We start from the raw sequence: 12,119 nt of genomic DNA, 5'->3' as shown, positions 1-12,119 counted from the left end.
ATGTGGCCGCGATGTTCCATGATCTCGGGCTCACCGAGAAGTTCCGCCGCACCGACCAGCGCTTCGAGATCGACGGCGCCGACGAGGCCTGCGGTTGCTGCCCATAGGGATTGGGCTGCTGGAAGCCGGGCTGCTGATACGGATTCGGCTGTTGGTACCCCGGCTGCTGGTACGGGTTGTCCTGCGGATTCTGCTCGCCCCCGGGCGGCTGCTGTCCTGGCCACATGGGCAGTAACCCTAGTGCGGTGTCGGACACGGTTGGGTCACCGCCCCTTGTCAGGGTCGTACCAACTTGGTGGCCAACGGGTGGGTGGATGGTGTGTGCGGCCGCACACATCTGGCCAGGCCTGGCTACTCGTGGGTAACATGCTCTTCATGAGCGCAGATCAGATGTCCATCGGCGAGCTGCTCGCCGCGACGGTACCGATGGTTCGCACGCTGAACCTGGAGTACCTGGAGACCAGTCCGGAGCGGGCCGTGCTGGCCCTGCCGGACCAGAGCGAGTACCGCAACCACGTCGGCGGCCCGCACGCCGGTGCCATGTTCACCCTCGGCGAGTCCGCCAGCGGCGCGATCGTCCTCGCCGCCTTCGGCGACCAGCTCTCGCGGGCCGTGCCGCTGCCGGTCAACGCCGAGATCGCGTTCAAGAAGATCGCCCTCGGCCCGGTGAAGGCCACCGCGACCCTCGGCCGCCCCGCCGCCGACGTCGTCGCCGAACTCGACGCGGGCGAGCGCCCCGAGTTCCCGGTCACCGTCGCCATCCAGCGCGAGGACGGCGCCGTCACGGGTGAGATGACGGTCACCTGGACACTCCGGCCGAACAGCTGATCAGCTCAACTCCGCTACGGGGCCCGGTCATTGCCTACGGATGACCGGGCCCTCGTGCGTGTGGTGCGTGTGGTGCGGGTGGCGTTCAGGCCGCGATCCGCGCACCCTCGCTTTTGCCGCTCTCGCCGCTCTCTCCGCTGTCACTGGTCTCGCCGGCCACGCCACTTCCGCCGTTCCCGTGGCTCTCGCCGACTTCCGCGCTCTCCAGTCCCGCCACGAACTCCTTGAGCCACGCGACGAATTCGGGCCCCAGGTCCGGGCGGTCGCAGGCCAGCCGGACCACCGTGCGCAGGTAGTCGGCCTTGTCGCCGGTGTCGTAGCGCAGACCCTTGAAGACGACTCCGTGGACCGTGCCGCCTGCGGCCAACTCCTGGAGGGCGTCGGTGAGTTGGATCTCGCCGCCGCGGCCGGGCGGGGTGCGCTCCAGGGTGCGGAAGATCGCGGGGTCGAGGACGTAGCGGCCGATGACGGCGTAGCGGCTCGGCGCGTCCTCGCGGGACGGCTTCTCGACCAGGCCGGTGACCCGTACGACACCGTCCTCGCCGGTCGGCTCGACGGCCGCGCAGCCGTACAAGTGGACCTGTTCCGCGGGTACTTCCATGAGGGCGACCACGCTGCCGGCGTACCGCTCGCGGACCTCCAGCATCTGGCTGAGCAGGGTCTCGCGCGGGTCGATCAGGTCGTCGCCGAGGAGGACGGCGAACGGCTGGTCGCCGACGTGGTGGCGGGCGCACAGCACCGCGTGCCCGAGGCCGAGCGGGTCGCCCTGGCGGATGTGGTGGATGTCGGCGAGGCGCGCGGGATCGCGTACGGCGTCCAGGCGCACGGTGTCGCCCTTGGCGGCCAGGGCCTGTTCGAGCTCGAAGGCGTGGTCGAAGTGGTCCTCGATGGCGCGCTTGTGCCGGCCGGTCACCATCAGGATGTCGTCGAGCCCGGCCGCGGCGGCCTCCTCGACGACGTACTGAATCGCGGGCTTGTCGACGACCGGGAGCATCTCCTTCGGCGTCGCCTTCGTCGCGGGCAGGAACCGCGTGCCGAGCCCGGCGGCCGGTACGACCGCCTTGCGGACCGTGGGGACGCGGGCGGGTGCGGGGGTGGCTGAAGAGTGGGGGGCGATCATGTGGCTCATGGTGGCCCACGGCGATGAGAGCCCCCCGAGAGAAACATGGGAGTTCCCTGTGTGCCTCCCTTAGTTCGCGGGGGAGTTGGAGATTTCGTGTAGACGCCTGTGGATACCGCCGGTAACCAATCTGAATTCTCTGCGTTTTGAACATCGGTCACTCGAACTCCTTGTTTCCTGTCAGGCGCTTGTGCGAGTGTGAGCCACCCCGTGAGGCCGGCTGTCAGAAGGCATCGGAAGGCAATGGTCAGAGTCGCCTCCGGAACCTTCTGACACCTCATAGGTATGCACCAATCAAGCACCTGCTTTCCGAGGTCCGGCATTCCGTGTGCCGTCCTGCGGCTTGGAAGGAAATGGTTCCGTGCAATCCCCCTACCCCCCACGCCCGCCGTTCCAGCCCCGCCCCGGATCGAGCCCGGGGGAGTCCGACCGCAATCTCGTGGCGCAACTCGGCGATAAGACCGCGGGCACCCGTGCCGTAGCGCTGCTGCTAGCGCGGCACTGGCAGGCGACAAGCGAATATGCGGTCATCTGCCTTGCCTCCGCCGAGAGTTCGGCGTCCATGGTGGCCGGCGCCGCCTTCCACCAGGTACTGGGGGGCCGGGCGACCGGCGGCGCGCTGCGTCCCCAACTCCTTGTAGCTGTAAGGGAGATGGTGAAGAAGTGGGCGGCGGAGGAGCGAATTGCCGCGCTGCTGCCGGAACTTCGTAAACCCACTGGTGCGCGAGGTCTACGCGCGGCGAGGTCCGGGACCTCCGAAAGGCGGAAGCTGGCGGAGCGCGCTTTCGGTGCGCTGTCCGGCGCCTCCCAATGTCTGCTGTGGCACACCGAGGTCGAGGCCGAACCCATATCCGTACCGGCCGGTCTGCTGGGCGTGGACGAGGTCACCGCGACCGCCGCGCTCGACCAGGCACGTGAACAATTCAGGCAGGGCTGTGTACGTGCCCACAGCGAACTCGCGCCCACCCCGGAATGCCGTCACTACAACCGACTCCTCGACGTCCCGATCCGTCGCGGCGGCGGCCTGTTGCCCGATGTGCAACGGCATCTCATGACGTGCCGCTACTGCCGTTTCGCGGCAGAGCAGTTGAGCCATTTCGACGGCGGCCTCGAAGTGCTGCTCGCCGAGACCGTCCTCGGCTGGGGCGCCCGCCGCTACCTCGCCTCACGGCCCGGCCGCGAGACGCCCGAGACCTACGCCCATGCCGCCCGCCGTCCGATGGGCCGTCACCGTCCCACGCCGGAGGGCCGCCTCGGGTTTCCGCGCAGGCACCCCAGGGCCGCGCTCGTGGGCGTGGGCCTGACCTCCCTCGCCCTGCTCGCGACCGTGCTCGCCACCAAGGGCTGGACCGAGGGGGACAACCCGCCCGGTCCGCACGTCACGTGGGGCGCGCCCAGCGGCAGTTCGACCCGCCCGAGCCCCGTCGGCGCGCCCTCGTCGGACGGTTCCGCCGCGTCCGCGTCGGCCGCCGGCGCCGCCGCGGGAGTCGTCCAGCAGGGCGTACTGCGCAGCCTCGCCACCGGCCTGTGCCTCGACATTCCGGGCGGCCGTGTGCGGTCCGGCGCCGCCGTCACCATGGCGGCGTGCTCGACCGCCGGGTCCCAGCAGTGGTCGTACGACCAGGACGGTCTGCTGCGCAGCCTCACCGACCCGGGACTCTGCCTCGACGCCGACACCACCGCGCGCACGGTCGCCCTGGGCGGCTGCCTGGTGCACGCGGGCGAGGTGCACTACGACCTGACGGTGCGCGGCGAGTTCCTGCTCCGCTGGAGCCAGGGGCTGGCCGTCGCTCCCGCCAGCGGGAAAGCCGGGGCGCGGGTCGCAGTGACGGACCGGGACGGGTCCGCCGGGCAGCGCTGGGTGCTGGAATCGGCCGCCGACGCTCGGGTGAAGCAGGGCGAACCGAACGGAAAGGGGGAGGCGGACGGGAAGAGCGGGACGCCGGGGAGCGGTGCGTCGACGGCGCCCAAGCCACCCGAGGGTGCGCCCCAGGGCGATGTGCCGCAGCCGCTTCCCACGGACGTGCCACAGCAGAACGAGCCGCAGTACGCGCCCCGCGCCGCGCAGGTCGCCTGCTGCGACGAACCCGCGCCGGAACCCGAGCCCTCGGGCGGCGACGCCGATGCCGTGCAGCCGCTGACGGCCGTAGGGGACGCCGTGGGGAATGTCGTAAGCGGCGTCCTGAACACGGTCACCGCGCTCGTCCCGTCCCTTCACTGAACTGAACTGAGCTGAACTGAGCTGAGCTGAGCTGAACTGAGCGCCGGGGCCGCCCCCACCGGGGTGGCCCCACAGCTCTCTCACCCTTCGGTTCTTGTGGGCGCGCGGCCGATTCCTGTTCGGATTATTGACACGAGTCAATGGCGGTCATAGTTTTCCCGCCGCGCCAGTGGTGTCCAACGGGTCGTCAAGTCGGGCTGACGCATGGTGCGTTCAGATACCGAACGCAGACGGAGACCGAAGACGGTCCGGGGCACCGAGGCGCACCTGCGGTTCACAACGTCGTGCCCGCACACCGAAGGAGTGACGGCTCATGACCGACACCGTGTCCCGGCGATCCGCCCTGCGTCTGCTGGGCGGCGCGATCGCGGTGGCCAGCGCGGCCACCACCGGACTTGTCTCCCCGTCGCACGCGTACGCGCAGGCCAGACCCGAGGCGGGGGCCGGTCCCCGCGTCGAAGGGCTCCTGGCGAAGCTCACCCTCGACGAGAAGATCTCCCTCCTGCACGGCGCCACCGACCCGAACTCGCTCGGCCAGGCCGGTTACATCCCCGGCGTCCCGCGCCTGAAGATCCCGCCGCTACGGCTCACCGACGGACCGGCCGGCGTCCGTGTCACCGCACACGCCACCGCCCTCCCGGCGCCCGTCCTGCTCGCCTCCGCCTTCGACCCCGGCCTCGCACGCCGCTACGGTCAGGTCGTCGGCCGCGAGGGACGCGCCCTCGGCCAGGACGTCCTGCTGTCACCGATGGTCAACCTCATCCGCACCCCGTACGCGGGCCGCAACTTCGAGACCCTCAGCGAGGATCCGCTGCTCGCCGGCGATCTGGTCGCCGCCGAGATCAAGGGCATCCAGGGCGAGGGACTCATCGCGACCGTCAAGCACTTCGCGATGAACAACCAGGAGAAGGACCGCGACTCCATCGACGTGCGGGTAGACGAACAGACCATGCACGAGATCGAGTTGCGCGGTTTCGAAGCGGCCGTCGGCGCGGGCACCGGTGCGGTGATGGGCGCGTACAACAGGGTCAACGGCACCTTCGCCTGCGAGAACAAGGCCCTCCTCACCGACATCCTGCGCGGCCGATGGGGCTTCGACGGCTGGGTGATGACCGACTGGTTCGCCGCGCACAGCACCGTCGCCGCGATCACCGCCGGCCTCGACATGGAGATGCCGGACGGCACCTACTTCGGCGCGCCTCTCAAGTCGGCCGTACAGAACGGCAGTTTGCCCGAGCGGTACGTCGACCGCGCGGTGCGCCGGATCCTCGGCGTCATGGACCGGTTCGGGCTCCTCGACGGCAGCGTGCCGCCGCGCCCCGCCCGCGACGCGAAGGCGGGCGCCGCCGTAGCACTGGAGGTGGCCAAGGCGGGCGCGACCCTGCTCCGCAACGAACACGGCACCCTCCCGCTGACCTTGCCTACCGGTGGCGGCGGCATCGCGGTGATCGGCCCCACCGGCACCCTGCCCTTCGTCAGCGGCGGCGGCAGCGCGCACGTCGTACCGGACCACGCGGACAGCCCGCTCTACGCGATCAGGGCGCGGGCCGGTTCCCGGGCCCGGGTGACGTACGCGCTCGGCGAGGACCTGTTCGGCAAGGCCGTCCCCGCGTCTTCCCTCACCCCCGCCTTCGACAGCGAGGGCCAGCGGGTGGACGCCGGGAAGACCTGGGAGTACGACGGTTCGCTCGTCGTGACCGAGTCCGACGAGTGGACGTTCGTCCTGCACTTCTCCTCGGCTCCGACCGCGCGCCCCAAAGTCCTCCTGGACGGCGAGGAGTTGTTCCCCCTCGCGGCCGGATACGGCGAGTACTTCTCCGGCGGCCTGGTCTCGGTCGACCCCGACGGCCTCTCCGTCCGCCGCAAGACCCTCACCCTCGCCAAGGGCACCCACACCCTGAAGATCACCGCCGAGGGCGGCGACGCCGGACTGCTGTTCCGGCTGCGGCGCATCACCGGCGAGACCCGCGCGCAGGACGTCGCCGAGGCGGTCACGGCGGCGCGCGCCGCCCGCAGTGTCGTCCTGTTCGCCTACGAGGACGCCACCGAGGGCCTCGACCGCACCACCCTCGAACTCCCGGGTAATCAGACGAAGTTGATCGACGCGGTCACGGCCGCGAACCCGCGCACCACGGTCGTCCTCAACACCTCGTCGTCTACGTCGATGCCGTGGGCGGCGAAGACGGGTGCCGTGCTCCAGATGTACTACCCGGGCCAGGAGGGCGCCGCCGCCACGACCGCCGTCCTGTTCGGCGACTGCGACCCCGGCGGCCGCCTCACCCAGTCCTTCCCGGTCGACGACGCCCACCACCCGGTCGCCGGCGACCCCCTCCGCTACCCCGGTGTGAACGGCACCGAGGAGTACTCGGAGGGCATCCACGTCGGCTACCGCTGGTACGACGCGGAGAGCGTGCGACCCCTCTATCCCTTCGGGCACGGCCTGTCGTACACCTCGTTCTCCTACGAGGACGCCTCGGCCCGGTGGAACGGGCACGGTCTCGACGTGACCTTCACGGTCCGCAACACGGGCCGACGGGACGGTGTCGCGGTGCCTCAGGTGTACGTCGGTCGCTCACCGGACCTTCAACTCGACCAGGCCGTGCGGGTGTTGGGCGGCTATCGGCGACTCGCGCTGCGTGGCGGGGAGAGGCGACGGGTCACCGTGCGTGTCGCCGCGCGCACCTTGTCGTCGTGGGACGCGAAGCGGCATGCGTGGGTGCTGGGGAGTGGGCGGCGGGCTGTGTGGGTGGGGGCTTCGGCGGGGGATCTGCGGGTGCGGACGAGTGCGGAGGTGAAACGGTGAGGTAGGGAGTACGGTGCCTCGTCATCGGCCTCGCCGTGGGGGATCGGTGGGGTCGGTGACGGGGCGGGAGTCGGGAGCCGTCGCCTCGGGGACGCAAGGGCGATCTGCGAGGTAAGGTAAGCCTTACTTTACTTCGTGAATCGTTGGCGGAATGCCTCGGCACTACCCTGGAGGCCTTTATGGCGGACAACCCAAGTGCCCTGACCCTCACCCGGGTGCGGCTCGGTGCCGGTGGGCCGCTCGCGCGGGTGCGGGTGGCGGACGGACGGATCACCCACGTCGTGGCGGAAGCGGACGCGGGTGCCGAGGCCGGCGGTGAGCGGCGACTCGATCTGGACGGGCGGGTGTTGTTGCCCGGGCTGTGGGACGCCCATGTCCATCTCGCGGAGTGGGCGAGCGCCCGGCACCGCCTCGACCTGGCCGGTACCGGGTCCGCGCGGGCCGTGGCCGATCTCGTCCGGGAACGCGCCGGAGCGCCCGACGGCGCGGTGCTCTACGGGTACGGGTTCCGGGACGGGCTGTGGGCCGATGCCCCGCACAAGCGGCTGCTGGACGCGGTGTTGCCCGATCGGCCGGTCGCCCTGGTCAGTGCCGATCTGCATGCCGCGTGGCTCAACTCCGCGTGCCTCGCTCTTGTCGGCCGGGGCGACCACCCCACCGGCCTGATCCGGGAGCACGAGGCCCACGAGGTGCTGTCCGCCCTCCCCGCGGCGCCGGTCGACGTGGTCGACGGCTGGATCGAGGACGCCTGCCGGGCCGCCGCCGCGCGCGGGGTCAGCGGTGTCATCGACTTCCAGTACGGCGACACGGTCGGGGACTGGGAACGGCGTTCGGCCCAATTCGGGCCCGCCGTACGGGTGTCGGCCGCGGTGTATCCGAGTTACCTGGAGGCCGCGATCAAGCGCGGACTGCGCACCGGGGACGAGGTCGGCGCCGACGGGAGCCTGGTTCAGGTCGGGCCGCTGAAGCTCTTCACGGACGGTTCGCTCAACACCCGTACCGCCCTGTGCCGCGACCCCTACCCAGGTCTTGAGGGCACGGACGGCGCCCACGGCATCGAGGAGACGGCCCCCGACGAGCTCGTACGGCTCATGCGGCACGCCGCCGCGCACGGCATCGAACCCGCCGTGCACGCCATCGGCGACCGCGCCAACACCGTTGCCCTGGACGCCTTCGCGACGGTGCGCTGCCGCGGCCGGATCGAGCACGCGCAGTTGCTTAGCCCCCAAGACCTGCCGCGCTTCGCCCAGTTGGGGGTCACGGCGGGCGTGCAGCCCCGGCACGCGACGGACGACCGTGACGTGGCGGACCGGCACTGGGCCGGACGCACCGAACGCGCCTTCCCCTACGGCGACTTGTTCGCCGCCGGTGCCCGGCTGGAGTTCGGTTCGGACGCCCCGGTCTCGCCGCTCGACCCCTGGTTCGCCATCGCCTCCGCCGTCAACCGCACCGACGACGAACGCCCCGCCTGGCATCCGGAGCAACGCCTGTCCGTCCCGGACGCGTTGGTCGCCGCGGCCCGCGGACGCCGGCTCATCAGGGTCGGCGACCCGGCCGACCTGGTGGTCGTCGACGTGGACCCCCTGGACGCCGACCCGGACACCCTGCGCGCGATGCCCGTCCACGCCACGATGACCAACGGCCGCTGGAGCCACGGGCCTTACTGAGCCGGTCCCGTGTTCCCCAGCCCCCCGACGTAACCCCGCGACACAACCCCACGACGTCTCTCCACGACGTCCGACGACCGGTGAGAGGCCGATGCGTATGCCGTCATCCGACATGGTCCCGTACGTCATGCCCGGCCCCGCCGCGCTGCCCCCGGACCGGACGGGCTGGGCCATCGACCCGGGCCGCGCGGCCCTGGTGGTCCTGAACGTCCAGAACCACTTCCTGCACGTGCTGCGGGAGTCCTCCGCGCCGGTCGGCGAACTCCTCACCGGAGTCGGCCTGTTGACGGAGTCGGCACGGGCCGCGGGGATTCCCGTGCTGTACACCCTCAAGACCGCCGAGCGGGAACCGGACGGCCGGGAGACCAGCTTCGGGCATCCGCGCCTGCCCGGTGGCGAGGACTCCCGTGACGTCGTGGACGCGATCCGGCCCCAGGTCGGCGACAGCGTGCTGGTGGCGAAGCGGTTCAGCGCCTTCGCCGGTACCCGACTGCGGCGCAGACTCGCGGAGTTGGGGCGCGACCAGCCGGTGATCGTCGGGGTCTTCGCGCGCACGCAGGTGCTGCTCACGGCGGCCGACGCGTGGATGCAGGACATGGAACCGTTCGTCGTCGCGGACGCGGTGGCCGACCGGGCGCACGACGATCACCGGATGGCCGTGGACTGGATCGCGGCGACCTGCGGGGCGGTCAGGACCGTGCGGGGCGTGGCGGACGTGTTCGGCGGACCCGATCCCCACCACCGCGGAGAGAGCGGACCCACAACGCCGCTGATGTGAACGGGGTTTGACCAGCGGCGACCGGTGATCGGCCTGAAGTGCCGCTCCCCACGCGTAAGACCCCACCTGGCACGCGTAAGACCCCACCCCGCACGCGTAAAACCTCGCCCGGCACAGAAAAAACCCCGGGCCCGGAAGGGACCGTACCCTCCGGGCCCGGGGAGTTGTGGGGCGTCAGACGGTCAACCTCGCCCCCCGCACCGACCGGTGGATCTCCTCCGCCCGCACCGCCACCGTCGACAGCAGCGTGCTGGTCAGCCCGTGTGTGTGCTCGGTGCCGCCCTGGAGGTAGAGGCCGGCGGTGACCTCGGGGACCGTCTCGACCCGGTGGTCCCGGCCCACGCGGATCTCGTCGCCGTCGTCCCTGAGGCAGAGTTTGGCCGCCTCGCCGAGCAGCGAACTCAGGTCGCGGGGCCGGTAACCGGTGGCGAGCACCAGCACGTCGGCGGACAGCACCTGCTTCTCGCCGGTGGGCAGGAACTCCACGGCGACGTCGAGACCGCCGCCCGACGCGGGGTCCACGGCGCGGATGCGGGACACGTTGAGGAAGCGCAGCCGTTCCCGTCCGGCCACCTTCTCCCGGTAGGCAGTGGCGTACAGGGCCTCGATCAACTCCATGTCGACCACGGAGTAGTTGGTGGAGCGGTGGTAGTCGATGAGTGACTGCTTGACCTCGGACGGCGCCGAGAAGTAGACGTCCACCGCCTCCGGGTCGAAGATGCGGTTCGCGAACGGGCTGTCGTCGGCCGGGGTGTAGCCGTATTTGGCGAACACCGAGCACACCTCGGCCTCCGGGAAGGTGCGGTGCAGATAGTCCACCGCCTCGGCGGCGCTCTGCCCGGCGCCGAGCACCACGGCCCGCTGCACCGGCTTGCCCGCGTCGGCCAGTTCGGTGGCGCGGGGGATCAACTCGCTGTTGTGCCAGATGCGTTCGGCCAGTTCGAGACCCGGCGGCACATGCGGCTCAAGTCTCATCGCGACGCTGATGTTGCGGGCCCGGCGGGTGATCGTCGTACCGGAACCCGAAGGGTCGTGGCTGGTGACGTCGAAGTAGGCGATCTCGCCGTCGTCGCCGCGCACCGGGTCGACGGCGACGACCTCGCTGCCGTAGGAGACCAGGTGGGAGACCCGCTCGGCCGCCCACTCGAAGTACTCGTGGAACTCCACGCGCAGCGGGAACAGGGTCTTCTGGTTCAGGAAGTCGATCAGTCTGCCCTGCTCGCGGAGGAAGCAGAGGAAGCTGTAGTCGCTGGTCGGATTCCGCAGCGTGACCAGGTCTTTGAGGAACGACACCTGCATCGTGGCGTCGTCGATCAGCATGCCCCGGTGCCAGCCGAAGCGCGACTGGCGTTCCAGGAACAGCGCGTTGAGACGGCTGTCTGCCGGAAGGCTCTTGTTGTGCTCCTCAACCGCTATGGACAGTGCGAGATTTGACGGACCGAATCCGATTCCGAGTATGTCGTGGACCACTTCGGAATCCAGTAGCGGTGACTTCACCGTGGCATCGCCTCCCTCAGGCAGCCCAATGCTAGATAAGGTAAGGCTTACCTTGCAATGAGTCGTTGAAGGGAAGGACCGTCATGCGGGTCGTCATGCTCGGCTATCAGACCTGGGGTCACCGCACGCTGCAGGCGTTGCTGGACTCCGACCACGAGGTCGTTCTCGTCGTCACCCACCCGAAAAGTGAGCATGCCTACGAGAAGATCTGGGACGACAGCGTCGCCGAACTCGCCGAGAAGAACGACGTCCCCGTCCTGCTGCGCAACCGCCCCGACGACGCCGAACTCCTCGACGCCGTACGGGAAGCAAGGCCGGACATCATCGTCGCCAACAACTGGCGCACCTGGCTGCCGCCGGAGCTGTTCGACCTCCCGCCGCACGGCACCCTCAACGTCCACGACTCGCTGCTGCCGTCGTACGCGGGCTTCTCGCCGATCATCTGGGCGCTCCTGAACGACGAGCCGCGCGTCGGCGTCACCGCGCACCGGATGAACGGCGAACTCGACGCCGGGGACGTCCTGATCCAGCGCTCGGTGCCGGTCGGGCCCACCGACACGGCGACCGACCTGTTCCACCGGACCGTCGACCTCATCGCGCCCATCGTGCGCGAGTCGCTCGACCTGATCGCCTCGGGCCGGGACGTCGGCCAGTGGGTGCCGCAGGACCGCGGCCGGGCCAGCTTCTTCCACAAGCGGTCGGCCGAGGACAGCCGTATCGACTGGAGTTGGCCCGCGGAGCGCCTGGAGCGTCTCGTGCGGGCCCAGTCGGACCCCTACCCGAACGCGTACGCCTTCCACCGCGGCGAGCGGCTCAGGATCGTCTCCGCGGCAGTCTCGGAGGGACGCTACGGCGGCACCCCGGGCCGGATCTTCATCCGCGAGGGCGACGGCGTGGTCATAGTGGCGGGCCTCGAGGCCCACACCGGCCGCAGCCGTGGGCTGTTGGTGCGCCGGGTGCGCACGGACGACGGCACCGAGTACGCGGCCGGCGACTACTTCCGCACCATGGGCGGGTACTTGACGTCCCGACCCTGAGCGGACGGCCCCGCGTCGGTCGGCGGACGTTGTCGGAGAGTCGGGCGCGGCGGGGGCAGGGGTTCGGAAAAGTGTGACACTTCTCGCGAAAGTGTCACACTTTTCGCCGGTACCCGGCTGCCTGGCCCGCCGACCGGATGCTGTCTCATATACACAACTACGAGCCCA

8 protein-coding genes and 1 pseudogene are annotated in these 12,119 nt (G+C 70.4%); 7 read left to right on the top strand and 2 right to left on the bottom strand.

Annotation, left to right across the window (positions count from 1 at the left end; genetic code table 11):
• Positions 1–89, top strand: a pseudogene (locus ACFWP5_RS34735) (diguanylate cyclase); the annotation flags it as partial.
• A 301-nt stretch (positions 90–390) separates the two neighbouring features.
• Complete coding sequence (locus ACFWP5_RS34730) at positions 391–828, top strand: DUF4442 domain-containing protein (protein ID WP_366497359.1); 438 nt, start codon at positions 391–393, stop codon at positions 826–828.
• Positions 829–913: 85 nt separating this feature from the next.
• Here ACFWP5_RS34730 and galU read toward each other — a convergent pair whose 3' ends face one another.
• Positions 914–1,948: a UTP--glucose-1-phosphate uridylyltransferase GalU gene (gene galU, locus ACFWP5_RS34725; protein WP_384165849.1), complete on the bottom strand. Its 1,035-nt coding sequence runs from the start codon at positions 1,946–1,948 to the stop codon at positions 914–916.
• A 361-nt stretch (positions 1,949–2,309) separates the two neighbouring features.
• On the opposite strand from galU, the gene ACFWP5_RS34720 reads away from it, so the two are divergent.
• The 4 genes from ACFWP5_RS34720 to ACFWP5_RS34705 all read left to right on the top strand — a co-directional run bounded on the left by ACFWP5_RS34720 (position 2,310) and on the right by ACFWP5_RS34705 (position 9,417).
• Positions 2,310–4,169 carry an RICIN domain-containing protein gene (locus tag ACFWP5_RS34720; protein WP_384165846.1) on the top strand — a complete coding sequence of 620 codons (1,860 nt, stop codon included), beginning with the start codon at positions 2,310–2,312 and terminating at the stop codon, positions 4,167–4,169.
• A 313-nt stretch (positions 4,170–4,482) separates the two neighbouring features.
• Positions 4,483–6,972, top strand: a complete 2,490-nt coding sequence (locus ACFWP5_RS34715; protein WP_384165843.1) for a beta-glucosidase — start codon at positions 4,483–4,485, stop codon at positions 6,970–6,972.
• Between the two features lie 179 nt (positions 6,973–7,151).
• On the top strand, positions 7,152–8,639 hold the full coding sequence (locus ACFWP5_RS34710) for an amidohydrolase (RefSeq protein ID WP_384165840.1): 1,488 nt from the start codon (positions 7,152–7,154) through the stop codon (positions 8,637–8,639).
• Between the two features lie 97 nt (positions 8,640–8,736).
• Positions 8,737–9,417, top strand: coding sequence for an isochorismatase family protein (locus tag ACFWP5_RS34705; protein ID WP_384165837.1), 681 nt, complete (start codon positions 8,737–8,739; stop codon positions 9,415–9,417).
• Between the two features lie 174 nt (positions 9,418–9,591).
• On the opposite strand, the gene ACFWP5_RS34700 is transcribed toward ACFWP5_RS34705, so the two are convergent.
• Positions 9,592–10,914 carry a lysine N(6)-hydroxylase/L-ornithine N(5)-oxygenase family protein gene (locus ACFWP5_RS34700; RefSeq protein ID WP_384165834.1) on the bottom strand — a complete coding sequence of 441 codons (1,323 nt, stop codon included), beginning with the start codon at positions 10,912–10,914 and terminating at the stop codon, positions 9,592–9,594.
• Positions 10,915–10,997: 83 nt separating this feature from the next.
• Between ACFWP5_RS34700 and ACFWP5_RS34695 the strand changes: the two genes are divergently transcribed.
• Positions 10,998–11,951, top strand: coding sequence for a methionyl-tRNA formyltransferase (locus tag ACFWP5_RS34695; protein WP_384165831.1), 954 nt, complete (start codon positions 10,998–11,000; stop codon positions 11,949–11,951).
• Positions 11,952–12,119: the final 168 nt, after the last annotated feature.

The sequence above is a fragment of the Streptomyces sp. NPDC058469 genome (genome assembly GCF_042721125.1).
Taxonomy (GTDB): domain Bacteria; phylum Actinomycetota; class Actinomycetes; order Streptomycetales; family Streptomycetaceae; genus Streptomyces.
This window is presented reverse-complemented; position numbering and strand designations above follow the sequence as displayed.

Excerpts from the sequence above, each read along its gene's own strand:
- ACFWP5_RS34715 (WP_384165843.1), top strand. The coding sequence starts at position 4,483 with ATGACCGACACCGTGTCCCGGCGATCCGCCCTGCGTCTGCTGGGCGGC.
- ACFWP5_RS34705 (WP_384165837.1), top strand. The coding sequence starts at position 8,737 with ATGCCGTCATCCGACATGGTCCCGTACGTCATGCCCGGCCCCGCCGCG.
- ACFWP5_RS34695 (WP_384165831.1), top strand. The coding sequence starts at position 10,998 with ATGCGGGTCGTCATGCTCGGCTATCAGACCTGGGGTCACCGCACGCTG.
- ACFWP5_RS34730 (WP_366497359.1), top strand. The coding sequence starts at position 391 with ATGTCCATCGGCGAGCTGCTCGCCGCGACGGTACCGATGGTTCGCACG.
- galU (WP_384165849.1), bottom strand. The coding sequence starts at position 1,948 with ATGATCGCCCCCCACTCTTCAGCCACCCCCGCACCCGCCCGCGTCCCC.
- ACFWP5_RS34710 (WP_384165840.1), top strand. The coding sequence starts at position 7,152 with ATGGCGGACAACCCAAGTGCCCTGACCCTCACCCGGGTGCGGCTCGGT.